At 47.3% G+C, this 18,376-nt stretch carries 19 protein-coding genes; 11 read left to right on the forward strand and 8 right to left on the reverse strand.

Features of this window, described 5'->3' with window-relative positions:
* Positions 1-44 precede the first annotated feature (44 nt).
* Entirely contained in the window at positions 45-1,280 is a 1,236-nt protein-coding gene (gene rocD / locus IEV98_RS18655; protein WP_188507544.1) for an ornithine--oxo-acid transaminase, read from the reverse strand.
* 26 nt (positions 1,281-1,306) lie between these two features.
* Positions 1,307-1,804: a DinB family protein gene (locus IEV98_RS18660; RefSeq protein ID WP_188507545.1), complete on the reverse strand. Its 498-nt coding sequence runs from the start codon at positions 1,802-1,804 to the stop codon at positions 1,307-1,309.
* 249 nt (positions 1,805-2,053) lie between these two features.
* Between IEV98_RS18660 and IEV98_RS18665 the strand changes: the two genes are divergently transcribed.
* The 6 genes from IEV98_RS18665 (at position 2,054) to IEV98_RS18690 (ending at position 7,165) form a co-directional block, all read left to right on the forward strand.
* Complete coding sequence (locus IEV98_RS18665) at positions 2,054-3,184, forward strand: MFS transporter (protein WP_229738844.1); 1,131 nt, start codon at positions 2,054-2,056, stop codon at positions 3,182-3,184.
* A gap of 109 nt (positions 3,185-3,293) precedes the next feature.
* Complete coding sequence (locus IEV98_RS18670) at positions 3,294-3,893, forward strand: TetR/AcrR family transcriptional regulator (RefSeq protein WP_188507547.1); 600 nt, start codon at positions 3,294-3,296, stop codon at positions 3,891-3,893.
* Positions 3,894-3,942: 49 nt separating this feature from the next.
* Positions 3,943-4,575: a nitroreductase family protein gene (locus tag IEV98_RS18675; RefSeq protein ID WP_188507548.1), complete on the forward strand. Its 633-nt coding sequence runs from the start codon at positions 3,943-3,945 to the stop codon at positions 4,573-4,575.
* A 31-nt stretch (positions 4,576-4,606) separates the two neighbouring features.
* Positions 4,607-5,563: an aldo/keto reductase gene (locus IEV98_RS18680; protein WP_188507549.1), complete on the forward strand. Its 957-nt coding sequence runs from the start codon at positions 4,607-4,609 to the stop codon at positions 5,561-5,563.
* Between the two features lie 22 nt (positions 5,564-5,585).
* A complete protein-coding gene (locus tag IEV98_RS18685; protein WP_188507550.1) occupies positions 5,586-6,296 on the forward strand; it encodes a DsbA family oxidoreductase in 711 nt (236 codons plus the stop codon).
* Positions 6,297-6,403: 107 nt separating this feature from the next.
* Positions 6,404-7,165: a superoxide dismutase gene (locus IEV98_RS18690; RefSeq protein WP_188507551.1), complete on the forward strand. Its 762-nt coding sequence runs from the start codon at positions 6,404-6,406 to the stop codon at positions 7,163-7,165.
* An 84-nt stretch (positions 7,166-7,249) separates the two neighbouring features.
* Here the strand turns inward: IEV98_RS18690 and IEV98_RS18695 are convergent, their stop codons facing one another.
* Together IEV98_RS18695 and pyrE are read right to left on the reverse strand one after the other, a co-directional pair.
* Complete coding sequence (locus IEV98_RS18695) at positions 7,250-7,654, reverse strand: SRPBCC family protein (RefSeq protein WP_188507655.1); 405 nt, start codon at positions 7,652-7,654, stop codon at positions 7,250-7,252.
* A gap of 18 nt (positions 7,655-7,672) precedes the next feature.
* The gene (gene pyrE / locus IEV98_RS18700) at positions 7,673-8,320 is read right to left on the reverse strand and encodes an orotate phosphoribosyltransferase (RefSeq protein WP_188507552.1); all 648 of its coding nucleotides are present in this window, start codon (positions 8,318-8,320) and stop codon (positions 7,673-7,675) included.
* On the opposite strand from pyrE, the gene IEV98_RS18705 reads away from it, so the two are divergent.
* Complete coding sequence (locus tag IEV98_RS18705) at positions 8,244-8,942, forward strand: NUDIX hydrolase (protein WP_229738845.1); 699 nt, start codon at positions 8,244-8,246, stop codon at positions 8,940-8,942. The genes pyrE and IEV98_RS18705 overlap by 77 nt on opposite strands.
* Before the next feature lie 15 nt (positions 8,943-8,957).
* On the opposite strand, the gene coaD is transcribed toward IEV98_RS18705, so the two are convergent.
* The 3 genes from coaD to IEV98_RS18720 form a co-directional block, all read right to left on the reverse strand.
* Complete coding sequence (gene coaD / locus IEV98_RS18710; protein WP_188507554.1) at positions 8,958-9,437, reverse strand: pantetheine-phosphate adenylyltransferase; 480 nt, start codon at positions 9,435-9,437, stop codon at positions 8,958-8,960.
* A gap of 100 nt (positions 9,438-9,537) precedes the next feature.
* Positions 9,538-10,071, reverse strand: coding sequence for an RsmD family RNA methyltransferase (locus IEV98_RS18715; RefSeq protein WP_188507555.1), 534 nt, complete (start codon positions 10,069-10,071; stop codon positions 9,538-9,540).
* Positions 10,062-10,868 (reverse strand): DUF3822 family protein, encoded by an 807-nt coding sequence (locus IEV98_RS18720; protein WP_188507556.1) that lies wholly within the window; start codon positions 10,866-10,868, stop codon positions 10,062-10,064. The genes IEV98_RS18715 and IEV98_RS18720 overlap by 10 nt, the downstream gene beginning before the upstream one ends.
* Before the next feature lie 71 nt (positions 10,869-10,939).
* Here IEV98_RS18720 and IEV98_RS18725 point away from each other — a divergent pair, with 71 nt between their 5' ends.
* From IEV98_RS18725 to IEV98_RS18735, 3 genes are all read left to right on the forward strand, one after another.
* Positions 10,940-12,361, forward strand: a complete 1,422-nt coding sequence (locus tag IEV98_RS18725) for an ATP-dependent DNA helicase (RefSeq protein WP_188507656.1) — start codon at positions 10,940-10,942, stop codon at positions 12,359-12,361.
* A 133-nt stretch (positions 12,362-12,494) separates the two neighbouring features.
* Positions 12,495-13,826 (forward strand): APC family permease, encoded by a 1,332-nt coding sequence (locus tag IEV98_RS18730; RefSeq protein WP_188507557.1) that lies wholly within the window; start codon positions 12,495-12,497, stop codon positions 13,824-13,826.
* A gap of 102 nt (positions 13,827-13,928) precedes the next feature.
* Positions 13,929-14,459, forward strand: coding sequence for an SAM-dependent methyltransferase (locus IEV98_RS18735; RefSeq protein WP_229738846.1), 531 nt, complete (start codon positions 13,929-13,931; stop codon positions 14,457-14,459).
* Positions 14,460-14,477: 18 nt separating this feature from the next.
* Here IEV98_RS18735 and IEV98_RS18740 read toward each other — a convergent pair whose 3' ends face one another.
* Positions 14,478-15,908: an APC family permease gene (locus IEV98_RS18740; RefSeq protein WP_188507558.1), complete on the reverse strand. Its 1,431-nt coding sequence runs from the start codon at positions 15,906-15,908 to the stop codon at positions 14,478-14,480.
* 167 nt (positions 15,909-16,075) lie between these two features.
* Here IEV98_RS18740 and IEV98_RS18745 point away from each other — a divergent pair, with 167 nt between their 5' ends.
* Complete coding sequence (locus IEV98_RS18745; protein ID WP_188507559.1) at positions 16,076-18,328, forward strand: sodium-translocating pyrophosphatase; 2,253 nt, start codon at positions 16,076-16,078, stop codon at positions 18,326-18,328.
* Positions 18,329-18,376 lie beyond the last annotated feature (48 nt).

An 18,376-nucleotide genomic window follows, 5' to 3' on the forward strand; every position in this document is an offset into this window, starting at 1 on the left:
TTGTTGGGGCTAGTTGCAATTTATACCACAAATGCTCCGATGCGCTATTCCAATATTGCTAAGCTTCGTTGAATGATCCGAATACATTCATCCAATTGTTCTTTTGTAATGACCAAGGGCGGCGCAAAGCGGATCTTATCGCCGTGTGTCGGTTTGGCGAGCAAGCCATTGTTTTTCAGCACGAGGCAAAGCTCCCAAGCCGCATCGGGATTTTCATGTTGGATGACAATTGCATTCAACAGGCCTTTTCCCCTGATTTGTTTGATGTTAGGATGATTGAGCTGTTGCAGTTGTTCACGGAAGTATTTACCCAGTCCTGCGGCCCTTTCTGAAAGTTGCTCTTCCTTGATGACTTCCAGTGCAGCTATCGCAACTTTGCAGGCCAATGGATTGCCTCCATAGGTGGAACCATGCTCGCCCGGTTTGATGCAAAGCATCACCGCATCATCGGCCAAAACGGCTGAAATGGGCAATGTGCCGCCACTAAGTGCTTTACCTAATATCAAGATATCTGGACGTACACCTTCGTGGTCGCAAGCCAGCATCTTACCGGTGCGGGCCAATCCGGTCTGGATTTCGTCGCCGATGAATAATACATGGGCTTTACGGCATAATTCATAAGCTGCAGCTAAGTAACCATCATCCGGCACGTAGACTCCAGCTTCACCTTGGATGGGCTCCACGAGAAAACCCGCGACATGGGGGTCTTCCAGTGCGGTGGCCAATGCTTCCAAGTCATTGTAAGGAATAACCTGATATCCGGGCATGAACGGCCCGAAGCCGTCACGTGATGACGGATCGGTGCTGAACGATACGACATTAAGCGTTCGCCCGTGAAAGTTACCTTCAACGGCAACGATCTTGGCTTGATTAACAGGAATGCCCTTCTTATCGTATCCCCAGCGGCGGGCAAGTTTCAGTGCAGTTTCTACGGCTTCCACCCCACTGTTCATCGGCAATACCTTGTCGTAGCCGAAATAATCCGTGATGTAGTCCGCATATTCACCCAAAAGATCACTATGGAAAGCACGGGAGGCCAACGTAAGTTTATGAGCTTGTTCGACAAGCGCGCTAATGATCTTCGGATGGCAATGTCCTTGGTTAACCGCTGAATAGCCGGAAAGAAAGTCATAATAGCGTTTGCTATCCACGTCCCATAGATAGACCCCTTCTCCGCGCTCCAATACTACAGGCAAGGGATGGTAGTTGTGCGCACTGTATGCTAATTCCCTTTCAATGAACCGCTGGGTTTTTGAATGTTGATCGCTATTCGGTGACATGTGCCAAAATTAACATTTCTTTCCCATTATCCCCCCATCTCATCAGCGCTTGGCCCATAGCTTCCCGGAATCGGAATATCCAGCAAACGTAGAAATACGCCCAATTGTGCCCGGTGATGTATCGTTTGGGCAAAGGCATGCCTAACCATACCGTATTTCGTTGTATTTAGGTAAACGACTTCGCCTCCCCGCATGATCCATGGGGTATCCAGCATGGTAGCGGGCAACCGATCCAGCGCCGCCCGCCCGGTTTCATAAGACTTGTCAAACAATGTCAATAAACCTGCGTTGCTGCTTAATGGAGCCGGTTGATAGCTGCCGGCGTTAAAATCCAACTCATCCTGATCAACAGCCATTACGACCCAAGATGGGATTTCGGCGACATGTGTAGCCAGCTGTTTCAGCGTCATGCTTTTTGGGTGTGGAGACCAGTCAAACCGGTCTTCGGGTACAAGGGCGAGCATTTTACGGGTAATTGCCGCTTCATCTTCCATTTCGGTCAAAAGTTCTTTAATGATATCCATTTTTTATGATTGTTATTTATGCAAACAAAGAAAGGAACTGTGGGTGACAACCCTATGGCAGGCCAGAAAAATTTAAATACCTTTGCATCTCTTTACGTGATACCTCATGAATAAGCAACGCGTTACAGCATTCTTCCATGGTTTAATCCGCTTCCCCAAACTGGAAGCTTTCGAGGTTCGCGCCTAATGCTTTTCAACCGGCAACCCACTCCGTCCGGCAGTGGCCTGAGTAAACAAACATTGTGGTTAATGACCATCGGCGCCGGACTCGTCGTGGCCAATAACTACTACAATCAGCCCTTGTTGGGCCTAATCGCCCGTGATTTTAAGGTTTCAGAAAGCGAAGTAGGTATTGTGGCTATGTTGACGCAAATCGGCTATGCGACTGGATTGTTTTTTATTGTCCCACTGGCTGACATGTTCTACCGCCGGCGGTTGGTATTGACGATTTTTCCGTTTATTCCACTTTCACTGCTGTTGGCGACATTCAGTTACTCATTAACTTGGCTGGCCGCGGCGAGCTTCCTGATCGGGCTAAGTTGCGTGATACCGCAGCTATTCGTTCCGATGGCTGCTACGTTAGCTACAACCGACAAGAAAAGTTATTCCATTGGCTTGGTCATGAGTGGTTTGCTGATTGGCGTCCTCGCTTCGCGTATCATCAGCGGTGTGGCTGGCGAGTACCTAGGTTGGCGCCACGTATTTTTCGGCGGTGCTGTTGTGATGTTCGCGTATTGGATGCTCCTTATCCGGCAATTGCCTGAGGTCGCTCCCGCTTTTACTGGCCGTTATGGGGCATTGATGCGATCGCTTGTCCATTACTTTCGGTCAGATCGTGAGTTGCGGCTGGCTTCTTGGCGAGGTGCATGTAGTTTTGCTACATTCGCCGCATTCTGGACGACGTTGGTGTTTCATCTGGAAGGGCCACCCTTCCATGCCGGAAGTGGGATAGCCGGCGCATTTGGGATTTTGGGGGTCACCGGTGCTGTCGCGCCAGCCGTTCTAGGTAAACGGATTGATCGGCTTAAAAAAAACCGTGTCATCATAATCATGAGTGTCGTTTCGCTGTTTTCGTGGCTTTTGCTGGGCGGGCCCGGAACGACCAGCTACGTGGCGTTGATTATCGGTGTATTGTTTATCGACATGGCGTTACAAGCCATCCACCTAACCAATCAAACCATCATTTTTGCGCGCCATCCCGAAGCGACGAACCGCGTAAATACCATTTACATGACCAGTTATTTCATTGGCGGCTCGCTCGGCACTTTCACTGCTGCCCTGGCTTGGCAGTCTATGGGTTGGACGGGCGTGGCCATTGTGGGGACAGGCTGTTCGCTCTTGATGCTGTTTGGTCACTTGTTGTTCCGCCGCAAGAAATAGCAAACTACTTTCCGTCATCCCATTGTCGTTTTTCATCGATTGCCTTCCAAAGTCGAGTTGATGTTGTTACTTTTGCTGACAGTGTTAACTTTTGTACACAGTGTTACTGATGGGAATATCTGAACGTAAGCACCGGCAATTGGAACAGGTTCGCACTGCGATATTAGCGCAGTCTTGGCAAATCATTGAGGAAGAAGGCTGGGAAGCCCTTTCCATTCGTCGGATTGCTGATGCTATTGAATACAGCACACCTGTTGTTTATAAGCATTTCGAAAGCAAAGAAGCGATCCGAAGTGCATTTTCGCAAGAAGGATATGCCTTGCTGGCCAACCGACTCCTGAAGGCCAAAACAGCGTGCGATAGCCCCACCGATCAATTGATGGCGTTATCCAATACCTATTGGGCATTTGCACAGGAACACCCTAAACATTATCAGATCATGTATGGCTTGGGTATTCCTACGTGTGAGATGGTGCGGGAAACACGTGAAATTCTTGAGGTCAGCAACGTTTTCCACGAAACTATTGAAGCAGCGATACAAGCGAGCAAACAGCCGGATACCGATGTGCATTTAAAAGCGATGACATTCTGGTCGATTCTTCACGGGCTGATTGCGATGGGGATGATCTCTGGTCCCGGCGATCCACAGACAGCCAAACGGATTCTGGAGGATGCTACTGCCGGCTTTATCAAAGCGCTGATGGGTTGAAAGCGTATCTCAAATCGTATATTTTAATATCAAATATCTTCATATCAACATGCAATTACTTGAAACGTTGAAATGGCGCTACGCCACAAAAAAAATGAACGGGGAACCAGTTCCCCAAGAGAAAGTCGACCGTATATTGGAAGCCGCCCAACTGGCTCCGACCTCTTCCGGGCTTCAGCCGTTTAAGATCCTTGTGATTACGAATTCCGAATTGAAAGCCAAAATCCAGCCGATTGCCTTCAATCAAAGCCAGATTATTGACGGTTCGCATTTATTGGTATTTGCTGCATGGGATAATTACACAGCAGAACGAATCGACAACGTGTTTGCATATACCGCGTCGGAACGCGGTGTTCCGGTCAGTACCTTCGAAGACTATAGCAACCGCCTCAAAGGATTGTACTTAAGTCGCCCGGCGCAGGTCAACTTCGAGCATGCAGCCCGGCAGGCATATATCGCCTTTGGTTTGGCGATTGCCGCGGCAGCCGAATTGCGGGTTGACGCTACTCCCATGGAAGGTTTTGACAATGCGGCGCTCGACGAATTACTTGGATTGCCGCAACAGGGGCTTAAAAGCGTTACACTCCTCCCCCTCGGATATCGCGACGCAGAAAACGATTGGCTGGTAAACCAAAAGAAGGTACGCATACCCAAAACAGCGTTCTTTTCACAAATCGCTTAAACCAAAGTAGTTCACAACTGTAATACTATAGATGACGACAAATAAAAGAATTTTAGGAAAAAGCGATTTACATGTTTCGCCTATCGCATTCGGTGGTAATGTCTTCGGCTGGACATTGGACAAGCAACAGTCCTTCCGTATGCTGGACGCATTCACGGATGCAGGTTTTAATTTTATCGATACCGCAGATACGTATTCTACATGGGTACCCGGAAATCAGGGCGGTGAATCCGAGACCATCATCGGTCAATGGTTGAAGGAACATGGAAAACGGGATGAACTGATCATCGCTACTAAACTGGGTGGCGAAATGGGGGCGGGAAGAAAAGGGCTAAGCGCAAGCTATATTCATGAAGCGGTAGAAGCTTCTTTAAAGCGGCTGGGAACGGATTACATTGATTTGTATCAATCACACTATGATGATCCTGAAACACCTGTTGATGAAACCATCGAGGCTTTCAATGTACTGATTAAAAGCGGCAAGGTCCGTTATATCGGTGCATCCAATCTCCCGGCAGACCGTATTACCGAATCCAATCGATTCGCCGCGGCCAACGGTTTTGAAGGATATGCCAGTCTTCAACCCCTTTATAACCTATACGACCGGCAACTGTTCGAAGCCGAATACTTATCGCTTGTGCAAGCTGAGGGACTGGGAGTCATTACGTACTACGCTCTAGCTAGTGGATTTCTAAGTGGCAAATACCGAAATGAGGGAGACTTGGGCCAAAGCCCAAGAGGTGGTGGTGTGAAAAAATACCTAGACGCACGGGGACTCCGTATTTTGGACGCATTGGATCAAGTAGCCGGGGAGTCGATGGCTAGTCCCGCACAGGTGGCCTTGGCTTGGCAACTGAGCAAGCCGTACGTCACAGCCCCCATCGCCAGCGCCACAAGCGAGCAGCAGCTCGATGACCTTATTGCGGCGGCGAACTTGGACTTGACTACCGAACAGGTGGTCCTATTGGATAAGGCTAGCGCATATTAAAATGCTTTAAAATCTATAAACCATGAAAATAGAAGTTTGGTCGGACATCATGTGTCCGTTTTGTTATATCGGCAAACAACACCTTGAGATGGCACTGGAACAATTCAGTGAAGCTGAGGTGATTGATGTAGAATGGAAAAGTTTTCAACTTGACCCGCTTATCCCACGTCATCCCGACTATAAAAACACGTACCAATATTTGGCCGAAAGGAAAGGGATGGGATATGACGAAGCGAGACAAATGACCGCAGGCGTTGCACAAGCAGGTGCTCAGGCAGGCGTAACGTTGGATTTCGAACGGGCCATCGTGGCCAATTCCTTCAACGCACACCGGCTGGTGCATCTTGCGCAAACCAAGGGGCTCGGCAGTGAACTGAAAACAGCATTGTTCCGCGCGCATTTTACCGATGGCCAGGACATCAACGACCGCGAAACATTGATCGGATTGGCGAAAGCGGTCGGCCTGGATGAAGCAGCTACTGTTACTGTACTGGATAGTGACTTGTACGCCGATGACGTAGCTAAAGATATCCGCGAAGCCAACGATATCGGCGTGCGTGGTGTCCCTTTTTTCGTGTTCAACCGCAAGTATGCAATATCGGGGGCTCAGCCGCCCCAAGCTTTCCTGCAGACACTGGAAAAATCAGTGGCCGAGTGGCGCACTGAAAACCCAAAGGCATCCCTAACAGTGACCAAGGGGCCATCATGCGGACCGGATGGGGCATGTGACTAGGTTTTTTGTCACAATGACTAAACAAAAACCCATAAATCCATGTGATTTAAAAACAAATTTCTACCTTTGGTTGTATATTAAGCTGTAAATCAAAACTCATAACCACTATGGCAACTACCAACAGAAGGAGATTTTTACGTACAACCATTGGTTTTTCGACAGCGGCTGTCGCTTCCACAGCACTGGGTGTCAACCCGCTGAATGCATTGGTGGGATGCAGTTCACCTGACTCTTCCGGCGATTCCTCAACTGCATCGGGTGACCCGTTGCAGTTTTCTCAAGATCCGTTGGGATATGAATACAACGCGCTGGAACCCTATATCGATGCGCGGACGATGGAAATCCATTACACCAAGCACCATACCGGTTATATTACTAAAGTAAACGATGCCATAAAGGCCGAAGAGGTGGCTTACTCCACACCAGAGGAATTGTTTGCCAACATCTCGAAGCTATCTGCAACCGTACGAAACAATGGCGGCGGGGCCTGGAATCACACGTTTTTCTGGAAAGCCATGCGGGCGCCGGTAGATGGCAATGCACCGACAGGCGAAGTGCTGGAAGCAATTAATGGCGCATTCGGATCAATCGATCAATTCAAGGAGCAATTCGCTGCTGCAGGTGCCGGAAGGTTCGGTTCAGGATGGGCTTGGTTGGTCAGTGACAACGGTACGTTGAAAATCGGCTCAACCCCCAATCAAGATAATCCGTTAATGGATGACGCCGAGTTAAAAGGAAAGCCATTACTTGGCATCGATGTGTGGGAGCATGCATATTACCTTCATTATCAAAACAAACGCGGCGATTATATTAATAATTGGTGGAACGTAGTCAACTGGGATTTTGTCGTGGCACAACTAAAAGGATAAGTCTCGATCCAGATAGACGACGACCAATCAATAAAAAAGCCCGATGTATTTAACGTCGGGCTTTTTTATTACTAATGCGCTCCATTACGATCGGTCCATGATCACCTTCAATTGTTCAACCTGTTTATCGACCAACTTTTGCAGTGGTTTGGTCGCCATCATCTTCATCATCATATTCAGATCAGCCTCGATAATCAATAAGGCAATCGCGGTATGATCGGTTGCAGATGCTACTTTCCACCGAAGCGTCACATCGAAAGGCGCTTTTTCCGCGGGCACGAACACCACTTCACTATTATCGATACGACTATCGATTCTAAGCGAAAGTTTGGCCATGTTTTGAATGGTAAACGTGGCTTCATCACGTGTAGAAGACCAATTATAAATATTTTCCGGCATCAATTGCTCGTGGTTATTGCAGTCGGCTAAAAATGCGTACACCTCGGCAACCGGTCTATTGATGGTAACCTGATTCTGAATAATGGTCATTGAACTCATTAACCGTTTCTATCGATGTGGTTGCCAATTCGCGGGGTTTGACCGCCACTCTTCCAACAATTCTATTTCGCTATTCAAAATATAATTGTGCTTTGCGGCAACCTCCAAAAGCACATCATAACTACATAAGCTAAGGTGCCTGCACTTGGCATCGGCAAAATTCGTTTCTGCTTCTGCAAAGCCGTAGGTAAATATGGATACGAGGCCGACAACGTTGCAATCGACATCGCGCAATGCCTGAACCGCTTTCAAACTACTCTTGCCCGTAGAAATAAGATCTTCCACTACAACGGCACGTTGGCCACTGACCACCTCACCTTCGATTTGGTTTTCCCGACCATGGTCTTTGGAACTATTCCGCACATACGTAAATGGTAGTCCCAAATCCTGTGCAACCAAAACTCCTTGCGGGATACCCGCTGTGGCTACACCTGAAATCATCTCTACCGATCCAAACTCTTCCTGTATCAATTCGGAAAGCTTCTGCCGAATATAGGTTCGGATGGGAGGATGGGACAAAGCTACACGATTATCGCAATAAATCGGCGACTTCCAACCCGAAGCCCAAGTAAAAGGTTTTTTGGGTTGTAATTTAATTGCTTTAATTTGCAACAATGATTCAGCAACTTTTTGTGCAACCTCATTCATATTATTCATGGCGCAAATCTATAAAATTTATATGAACCAAGCTGTCCTTGTCTTGGCAGATTTCATACCCAAAAACCTAATCAACATTCAATCAATTGACCATCAATACCTTGACATTGAAAAACTTTTCAGGCAGTCTAAGGGCAACACGGTATTTGTCACATATTTCATACTAATCAAAAATCCGAAGGACTATTTTAGTCTCATTAAAAAAAGAATCAAAATAATTAAAGCATCTGGTGGCCTAGTGAAAAACGGCAATGGAAACTACCTGTTTATCCACCGGCTCGGCAAGTGGGATTTGCCGAAGGGTAAAGTCGATCCGGGAGAATCGATGAAAAAGGCGGCTGTGCGCGAAGTATCGGAGGAATGTGGCATTAAAGTTGATTACCTCGGTCAGAAAATCACAACCACTTACCATGTTTACGTAATGAAGGGAGAACTGGTGCTTAAAAAGACAAACTGGTATGAAATGGGTGTCAATAAAGTACCAAAACTTAAACCACAGCTTGAGGAAGATATCACGGAAGCCGTTTGGATGGAAAAAGATAAATTCGCGATTGTTAGAAAAAACACCTACCCCTTGATTGCGGATATACTGAATACCCTCTCCCCTTTGGAACAAGTGTGATACGATTCTGATGTATTATCGCGAGCTTTTACCTATGGCGCTTACGACGGCTTCGGGCACCAGTTGACTTACGTCGCCGTTGTTGATGATGATTTCGCGAATAATCGTGGAAGAGATATGTGATAGTCCGCTGCTACTCACCAAAAAAACGGTCTCAATATCCGGTGCGAGTGCGGCATTATTTAAAGCAATGGCCTTTTCAAATTCAAAATCATTAGCATTGCGCATGCCACGAAGGATGTATTGCGCATGCACTTTACGGCAAAAATCAACTGTAAGCCCTTCGAAATGAACGGCCTCAATTTTACTGTGGTGGGTAAAAAACACGGATTCAATGATGGATAATCGTTCCTTATGATTGAAGAACCCTTTCTTGGTAGTATTAGTGCCAATAGCCACATAGATCTTGTCAAAAAGCTGAATGGCCCTTTCCACGATGTCGACGTGTGCATTGGTAAGGGGGTCGAAAGAACCGGGAAATACCGCTATCTTCATGGGCTGTCTTTTTTTTCAAAAATAAAATATTGCAATTGCATAGGCAAATTTGTATTGAATCCGCCTATGGCAAAGCGTGTAATATTGAAATAAGCAGCCGTTAAAATTGATAAAACGAAAAGGACGAATACCCGTATTTACGGGTTTCAATCAAATTCGGGTGCGCTACCATCTTACGCGTAGACGCATGTTCCAAAACCAACCATGCACCCGGCTTCAGCAATCCATGGTCAACTATACGATCGGGGATTTGTGGTAGCTGAGGCAGTTCATAGGGCGGGTCGACAAAAATAAAATCAAATTCGTCCTTACACGACGTTATGAACTTCAATGCATCTGCGCGGATCGATTTGATGACGTCCATTTCCAATTTCTTCGCCGTCGCATTGACATACTGTACGCATTTGAAATGAATATCTACGGCAATTACACCGGCAGCGCCGCGGGAAGCCAGTTCAAAAGCGATACTGCCCGTGCCGCAAAAAAGATCCAATACCTGCATCCCCTCAAAATCAATCCGATTTTGCAATACATTGAACAGTGCTTCTTTCGCCATGTCCGTTGTGGGGCGTACCGGTAAAGTGGTCGGCGGGTAAAGTCGCAGTCCACCGTTGCTTCCACCTATTATCCGCATAAGTTGAGTCCGAAAAGTGTAAGAAACCGATGCTGATGGGCTAAAAATTCACTCGGTATCCCAATGCCAGTAAGTGATCCGCTATCTGCCAATTCAACTTGTCCGCTATAGGCCGAAGCACGTTCGTAATACGTGTCTCCCATTTCTATATCACCCGATAAGTACAACCGCGGCCGCTTATCGGCCAAACCTAGGTGATTAAGCACGGCAAGCAGGTAATAGGCCAAGCTATCTGCATGATCGATTTCAAAATCGTTACTGTAAATAAGCGTTCGCGCATCAAAAAAACAGATTGTCGCCCGATCCGAATGTTTATCGATGACCAGAAGAGGTTCTTCAATTGAATTTAACCCCTGACCAACAATTCCGCATAGCAGGGTTTGGACAGCGGGATAAGTAGTTAACTGCGGGAAACGAGTCTTCAAGGCTTCCATACCAATTTGGCTGGTTTGATGAAGCAATTTGATGTTCAACGGTTGAATGTCCGCCAAGATCGGCTCGCCGACGCCATCGTCGGGAAGATAACGAAGATAGGTATGCATATGCGCCTCGTTAAACACGTCGGCTGGAACGAACGTGTACCGGCTATCCGAAACAGCTATTTTTACCTTTTCAAAACCAAGATCAAGTATGCCCTGTATTGGATGTTTAACTTGAGCTGGATGGTAAGTGGCAGCGAATTTCAGCCGACGCTCATCGTCAATTACCGCCAGTGCATTTTCGTGTAACCCTATCCTTATCAACAGGGTCTGATCTGCTGCCTGCTGCCCGTCAAAATCTACCGATGTATATATCATGATGATTCGTTTGCCGCGACAAACTTACTTAGAATAAATCATTTTGAGCAAACTTTTGGGTACCTTTGGCCGTGCAGATTGCTGAATTGATTTCCAGCCACTTTCCTTTGCCGCCTACTAGACAGCAGCACGAGGCATTCACTAGGCTTGCCGATTTCCTGAACTACAAAGGTGAAGTCAGTTGCTTTGTCCTCAAGGGCTACGCCGGTACCGGCAAGACCACCATCATCAGCACCCTGGTCAGTGTATTGCCCGCCGTAAGGATTCGGTCCGTATTACTCGCACCTACCGGTAGAGCTGCGAAGGTAATGAGCAACTATGCTGGAAAAAAAGCCTACACCATACACAAGAAGATATATCGGAAAAAGGTAGCCTTATCGCCCGAAATGGCGTTTGGTATGGCCAATAACCCACACTCGGATACGCTCTTCATTGTCGACGAGGCCTCGATGATTTCCAACGAGCGGCTTACATTGAATGGAAAAAGTGTGCTCGAAGATCTTATCGAATACGTAAATAATGGTGAAAATTGCAGGTTGCTTTTTGTGGGCGATACTGCGCAGCTCCCACCCGTGGGACTCCAACAGAGTCCTGCCCTGGATTCCCATTGGCTTGCCCGTGTTTTTGCTATGCATGCAATGGTCTATGAACTTACGGATGTAGTGAGGCAAGAAAAAGACTCGGGCATTCTCCACAATGCCACAACCATACGCATGCAAATGCAGTCGGCAATGGATAAAAAGGCCGCCCTAACCTACCCACGCTTTATCGTAAAAGGATATCCGGATATTTATCGTATGACGGGTGAACACCTCATTGAGGGGTTGCATTACGCTTATGGAAAATACGGAATGGAAAACACCATCGTCATTTGCCGCTCAAATAAAAATGCCAACCTGTATAACCAACATATTCGTAATCGGATCCTATTTCGAGAGGAAGAGCTTACGGGCGGCGATCACATCATGGTTGTACGCAACAATTACCATTGGCTTTCGGCCGATTCAAACCGTAGCGGATTTATCGCCAATGGCGATATGGCGCAGGTACGCAGGGTGCGCAACGTCCACGACCAACATGGTTTCCGTTTTGCTGACGTCAGCTTGGAGTTCATGGATTCCGATGAAATAGAACCCGTCGATTGCCGCGTGATGCTGGATACACTTCATAGCGACACGCCAAACCTATCCCAAGCCGATCAGCGACGCCTTTTCGAAGCGATTATGGCAGACTACGCCGATATACCCGATAAAAGAGAGCGGCTGCTCGCCCTCAAGGCCGACCCGTACTACAATGCACTGCAAATCAAATTCGCTATGGCGATTACCTGCCATAAAGCACAGGGCGGACAATGGCAGGCTGTATTTGTAGACCAAGGTTACCTCACCGAAGAATTACTTGATATCGAATTTCTGCGTTGGCTTTATACCGCATGTACGCGCGCCACCAAGGAGCTGTTTCTGGTGAATTTCAACGATAAGTTTTTTGGCTAGCCCCCCGGGTATCCGAATACCTCAATTACGTTCCACCTGCGACTGCTCACCACAAAAATATTACAAGCCATTGTAAACAAACCGAATACCTTTTTGTATTTAACCCCGTACACCAATCGTAAATGACCGTCATATGAAAGCGGAAAGAGCGGCCGATAAAAACAGTCCGAAACCCATACTCCGAATGGTGGATGCCATTGTTATCATTGTGGGTATTGTGGTGGGGGCTGGTATCTTCCGGACACCTTCTTTGGTAGCAGCCAATACCGGAACCTGGGAATTATTTTTGTCCGTGTGGTTGCTCGGTGGATTGGTTTCCTTAATCGGGGCACTATGTTATGCCGAACTCACCACGACTTTCCCGAATACTGGCGGGGATTACCATTTTTTGATGCAAGCCTTTGGAAAACGTTTTGCATTCTTGTTTGCATGGGCCAGGGCAAGTGTTATCCAGACCGGATCCATTGCATTACTGGCTTACATCATAGGCGATTACAGCTCCCAACTATATAGCCTGGGTGCATATTCCCCTGCCATCTATGCTGCATTGGTCGTTGCTGTGCTTACCATCGTTAACATTGTCGGCGTTAAATTTGGCACTGGTGTGCAGAAGATACTGCTGGCCATCCAATTTATCGGATTGCTGCTTGTTGTCATCACTGGGTTCTTCTTCGATCCCTCCGCTACCACCCTTACAACGTTACCTACTGTAGGCGGCGATGCAACAACAACCGCTGTGGGGCTGGCCATGGTATTCGTACTCTTAACATTTGGAGGATGGAATGAAGCGGGCTACATATCCGCCGAGTTGCGGGCGGGGAGTCGAAAAATGGTGAATGTTCTGGTCATGAGCATTTTGATAATCACTGCCATCTATTTGTTGATCAATGCGGCATTCCTCCATGTATTGGGTATTGAACGAATGGCAGCTTCGGAGGCTGTGGGCGTTGATCTGATGCGCGCTACCATGGGCGAGACCGGTGTTATCCTTATCGGCGTGCTGGTGGTGATGGCTGCGCTCACCTCGGTCAATGCCACGATATTTACCGGCGCTCGAACCAATTATGCTTTGGGTCGTGACTTCAAACTATTTGCCTCATTAGGCAAATGGAATGCTAAAATTTCGGCCCCGGTCAATGCATTGATCGTGCAGGGTGTTATAGCCTTGGCCCTGATCGGCCTCGGTGCTCTTACGCGTGATGGATTCCAATCCATGGTTGACTTCACAGCACCCGTATTCTGGTTCTTTTTCTTGGCTATTGGTGTTTCCCTGTTTGTATTGCGCAAAAAAAAGCCGCATATTCCAAGGCCGTTTAAAGTGCCTTTTTATCCGTTTACACCCCTCATATTCTGTGGGTCATGTAGTTACCTATTGTATTCCAGTTTGACTTACACAGGTATCGGGGCGTTGGTGGGTGTAGCGGTACTGCTATTGGGAACACTGTTTTTCTTTTTTGTGCGATGAATGTTGAACAATATGAATAGTCGGATGTTTATCATTTGATTTAAAGCTATCTCGCTAATACGCTGTTTATACATAAATAATAAATATCACTAATTAATAAACATGATGAGCACGATTAAAAATTGGTTGATTGCCCTCTTTCTAGGCGTATGCATGGGTGCATACGCTCAAGAACCTGCGTTGGATGTCCCTTATGTACCTACCAATCAAGAGACGGTGGAAAAAATGCTGGAGCTGGCCGGCGTAAAGCCGGGAGACGTAGTTTATGACCTGGGATGCGGTGATGGACGAATTGTCATCACAGCCGCCCAAAAATTCGGCGCCACTGGTGTGGGTGTAGATCTCAACCCGCAACGCATCAAAGAGGCCAATGCAAATGCCGAAGCGGCGGGTGTAGCAGACAAGGTGAAATTTGTACAGGGTGATTTGTTTGACTTTGACTTCAGTGAGGCTAATGTGGTGACCATGTACCTGCTACCGTCAGTGAACTTAACGCTAAGGCCCAAGCTCCAGAAAGAATTGAAACCTGGGAGTCGCATTGTATCACATGATTTCGACATGGGTGACTGGGAAGCCGAAAAGACGGTACGTGTTGGCAGCCATGATACGGTATATTTGTGGACGATTCGTTAGTCCTGTTCCGGAAACCAATTAGTCGATCTTTCGGGGCGTGTACTTGCTCCACATAAAGAATACCGGGATACCCAGAAGTACAATGACCAATCCCGGCCAGGTAAACGTAGGCTGATAAATCAGTAGCCCTACACATATCGTCATTGCTGCCAGTACGTATAATGCTGGCAGCATGGGATAACCAAAGGCTTTGTAAGGCCGTTCGGCATCGGGTAGTTTCCGTCGCAGGACGAATATCCCGATAATAGTAAGTGCATAAAAAATCAGCACTACGAAAATTACGTAGTTTAGTAAATCTCCGTATCGGCCGGTCAAACACAATATAGATGTCCAAATACATTGTGCCCAAAGCCCCCAACCCGGCACTTCAAACTTATTGAGTACGCCCGCCTTTTTAAAGAACAGCCCGTCCTGCGACATGGTGTAATAAACGCGTGCTCCTGCCAAGATCAGCCCGTTATTGCAACCGAAGGTGGATATCATGATCATCACCGCAATGACGAGCGTACCCGCCTGACCGAAGATGGCTTGCGCGGCAACTACCGCCACGCGGTCCGCGGGCGCGTACGCAATCTCTTCCATCGAAAGCGTGGCTAGGTACATGAGGTTTGCCGAGACGTAAATGATGGTAACAATTGACGTGCCCAGGAAAAGGCTTAGTCCGATATTCCTACGGGGATTACGTATTTCACCCGCAATGAAGGTAACGTTGTTCCACGCGTCACTCGAAAATAGGGAACCAACCATGGCCGATACGATACCGGCAAACAATGCTGCCCCTCCTATTGACACGGCAGTTCCACTACCCACATCCCACTGTACTGTTTCCCATGCGGTTGACCAGTTGGCATTCCATATTTCGGTGTTGAACGCTCCGAAAAGCCCCATGATAATCAATCCCCCCAGCGAAAGGATTTTGACAATTGTAAATACTGTTTGGATAATCTTGCCATTTTTTACCCCGCGTGCATTAAACCACGTCAGGATCACAATCGTGCCGATTGACACCAGTTGAGCAGCATTGATTTTTACGATAACTAAATCCAACAAGATATGCTCGTCGCTCAGCGAGGGGAAAATATAGGCAGCAAACTTGGCAAATGCCACCCCTACTGCGGCAATCGTGCCCGCTTGGATAACCATAAACAACGACCACCCATAGAGGAATGCTACCAGGCGGCTATACGCCTCCCGAAGGTATACATATTGTCCGCCGGCTTTAGGGAACATCGCCGACAGCTCGCCATAACTTAAGGCAGCAATGATGGTGATAACGCCTGTAAGTATCCAAATGAAGATGAGCCACCCCGCGCTGCCAACGTGACGGACAATATCAGAACTTACGATAAAAATTCCGGAGCCTATCATCGATCCAGCGACCAGCATCGTTGCATCGAGCAAGCCCAGCTCGCGCTTCATGTCGTCAGGTTGTCCAGGAGTCGTATTCATTAGGTTACCAGTGTATTGATTTATGATCAGTAGCGTCTAAAATAGGCAAATAATATTAAATCGTCCAAATAAATTTGTTTATTGCAATAAGCATCTTATTTTTGGCCACTCTTTGTTGAGACCTATTTTGACAATGTAGCATTTCGTAAACAATTGAATCGGTTATAATGGAATTTTTACAACAAAATTTGATTTATTTAGTTCCTGTACTTGCCTTGATCGGCATCGTGGTGATGATGGTCAAATCTGCATGGGTGAAGAAGCAGGATGCTGGCGATGATCGGATGAAAGGTATCGCAAAGAATATCCAGGATGGAGCCTTGGCTTTTTTGAAGGCAGAATACCGGGTCTTGCTTGTTTTCGTGATCATCGCGTCCATTGCACTGTTTGCAGTATCCACGGTTGTTGATACGACCCCTTGGATTATTGTAGTTGCTTTTATTTTCGGCGCGTTCTTTTCGGCTTTAGCAGGAAATATCGGGATGCGTATCGCAACGCAATCCAATGTACGCACCACACAAGCAGCACGAACCAGTTTACCAAAAGCATTGAAAGTTTCGTTCACCGGTGGTACGGTGATGGGGTTGGGCGTAGCCGGATTGGCCGTACTGGGCTTAAGCATTTTCTTCTTGATATTCCTCAACATGTTCATCACCGAGGGTGGAAATTTTTATCACGAGATGACCATTGTATTGGAAGCGTTGGCCGGGTTTTCGCTCGGTGCCGAATCCATTGCGCTTTTTGCACGTGTAGGTGGAGGTATCTATACCAAAGCGGCTGATGTTGGTGCCGACCTCGTTGGCAAAGTAGAAGCCGGGATTCCGGAAGATGACCCCAGGAATCCGGCTACTATCGCCGATAACGTGGGTGATAATGTAGGCGACGTTGCTGGAATGGGGGCCGACCTATTTGGTTCTTACGTCGCTACGGTGTTGGCTTCAATGGTTCTTGGAAATTACATCATCAAAGATATAAGCGAAGCGTCAGGATCGGCATTTACCGATGCCTTCAATGGTTATGGGCCAATTCTGCTACCCATTGTGATTGCTGGTGTAGGTATCATTGCGTCCATTGTCGGCACGTTCTTCGTCAAAATTTCTTCAAATGATGCGAAAGAAAACCAAGTACAGGGTGCATTGAACATGGGCAATTGGGTGGCTATCATTCTGACGGTGATCGCTTGTTTCTTTCTGATTCGCTTCATGTTACCTGAAACGATCAATATGAAATTTTTCGGGGAAGGTTTTAAGGAAGTATCCAGAATGAATGTGTTTTACGCAACGATTGTAGGTTTGGCCGTTGGCGGACTGATTTCTTCCTTTACAGAATTTTATACCGGATTGGGCAAAAAGCCTGTTTTGAATATCGTTAGAAACTCCTCTACTGGCGCAGCGACCAATATCATAGCCGGATTGGCAACCGGGATGAAATCGACATGTTCTTCCGTATTGCTTTTTGCTTTGGCTATTTGGGGTTCATACGAATTGGCCGGATTTTATGGTGTGGCTATAGCGGCTTCTGCTATGATGGCCACTACAGCGATGCAATTGGCCATCGATGCATTCGGACCGATTGCGGACAATGCCGGCGGTATCGCCGAGATGAGCGAGCTGCCCAAGGAAGTCCGCCAACGTACCGATATCCTGGATTCAGTCGGTAATACGACAGCCGCTGTAGGAAAAGGATTTGCAATCGCTTCGGCAGCGTTGACTGCTTTAGCGCTCTTCGCGGCCTACGTAACGTTTACCGGCATCGATGGCATCAATATTTTTAAGGCCGACGTCTTGGCCGCTTTATTTATAGGCGGGATGATTCCGGTTGTTTTCTCGGCATTGGCCATGCAATCGGTCGGAAAGGCAGCCATGGATATGGTCAATGAGGTACGCCGTCAATTCCGTGAGATTCCCGGAATCATGGAAGGAACGGGTAAACCTGAATATGGCAAGTGCGTAGACATCTCCACCAAAGCGGCACTCCGTGAGATGATGCTTCCCGGTGCGATTACCATTATTACTCCAATCATCGTAGGATTTGTAATGGGAGCCGAAGCATTGGGCGCTTATATGGCGGGTGTTGCGGTTTCGGGTGTGCTCTGGGCGATTTTTCAGAATAATGCCGGCGGCGCTTGGGATAATGCAAAGAAATCTTTCGAAGCCGGTGTAGAAATAAATGGTGAAATGACTTACAAAGGTTCGGACGCGCATAAGGCGGCCGTGACGGGAGATACAGTGGGTGATCCATTTAAGGACACTTCAGGTCCGTCGATGAATATTCTAATCAAATTGACCTGTTTAGTTGGATTGGTCATTGCACCAATTTTGGGCAACCATACTAATGATCAAGTAAAGCTTGAAACCAACGAAGTGAAAGAAAAGGTTGTCTTGATGGAAAAGGAGGCACCGGTTACCCCGATATTTTAATAGTCGGCATCATTAAGATTTCAAGAATCCCCATCTCAAAAAAAGGTG

The sequence above is a fragment of the Parapedobacter pyrenivorans genome, assembly GCF_014636865.1.
GTDB classification, from domain to species: Bacteria; Bacteroidota; Bacteroidia; order Sphingobacteriales; family Sphingobacteriaceae; genus Parapedobacter; species Parapedobacter pyrenivorans.

Excerpts from the sequence above, each read along its gene's own strand:
- rocD (WP_188507544.1), bottom strand. The coding sequence starts at position 1,280 with ATGTCACCGAATAGCGATCAACATTCAAAAACCCAGCGGTTCATTGAA.
- IEV98_RS18660 (WP_188507545.1), bottom strand. The coding sequence starts at position 1,804 with ATGGATATCATTAAAGAACTTTTGACCGAAATGGAAGATGAAGCGGCA.
- IEV98_RS18665 (WP_229738844.1), top strand. The coding sequence starts at position 2,054 with ATGACCATCGGCGCCGGACTCGTCGTGGCCAATAACTACTACAATCAG.
- IEV98_RS18670 (WP_188507547.1), top strand. The coding sequence starts at position 3,294 with ATGGGAATATCTGAACGTAAGCACCGGCAATTGGAACAGGTTCGCACT.
- IEV98_RS18675 (WP_188507548.1), top strand. The coding sequence starts at position 3,943 with ATGCAATTACTTGAAACGTTGAAATGGCGCTACGCCACAAAAAAAATG.
- IEV98_RS18680 (WP_188507549.1), top strand. The coding sequence starts at position 4,607 with ATGACGACAAATAAAAGAATTTTAGGAAAAAGCGATTTACATGTTTCG.
- IEV98_RS18685 (WP_188507550.1), top strand. The coding sequence starts at position 5,586 with ATGAAAATAGAAGTTTGGTCGGACATCATGTGTCCGTTTTGTTATATC.
- IEV98_RS18690 (WP_188507551.1), top strand. The coding sequence starts at position 6,404 with ATGGCAACTACCAACAGAAGGAGATTTTTACGTACAACCATTGGTTTT.
- IEV98_RS18695 (WP_188507655.1), bottom strand. The coding sequence starts at position 7,654 with ATGACCATTATTCAGAATCAGGTTACCATCAATAGACCGGTTGCCGAG.
- pyrE (WP_188507552.1), bottom strand. The coding sequence starts at position 8,320 with ATGAATAATATGAATGAGGTTGCACAAAAAGTTGCTGAATCATTGTTG.
- coaD (WP_188507554.1), bottom strand. The coding sequence starts at position 9,437 with ATGAAGATAGCGGTATTTCCCGGTTCTTTCGACCCCCTTACCAATGCA.
- IEV98_RS18715 (WP_188507555.1), bottom strand. The coding sequence starts at position 10,071 with ATGCGGATAATAGGTGGAAGCAACGGTGGACTGCGACTTTACCCGCCG.
- IEV98_RS18720 (WP_188507556.1), bottom strand. The coding sequence starts at position 10,868 with ATGATATATACATCGGTAGATTTTGACGGGCAGCAGGCAGCAGATCAG.
- IEV98_RS18730 (WP_188507557.1), top strand. The coding sequence starts at position 12,495 with ATGAAAGCGGAAAGAGCGGCCGATAAAAACAGTCCGAAACCCATACTC.
- IEV98_RS18735 (WP_229738846.1), top strand. The coding sequence starts at position 13,929 with ATGATGAGCACGATTAAAAATTGGTTGATTGCCCTCTTTCTAGGCGTA.
- IEV98_RS18740 (WP_188507558.1), bottom strand. The coding sequence starts at position 15,908 with ATGAATACGACTCCTGGACAACCTGACGACATGAAGCGCGAGCTGGGC.
- IEV98_RS18745 (WP_188507559.1), top strand. The coding sequence starts at position 16,076 with ATGGAATTTTTACAACAAAATTTGATTTATTTAGTTCCTGTACTTGCC.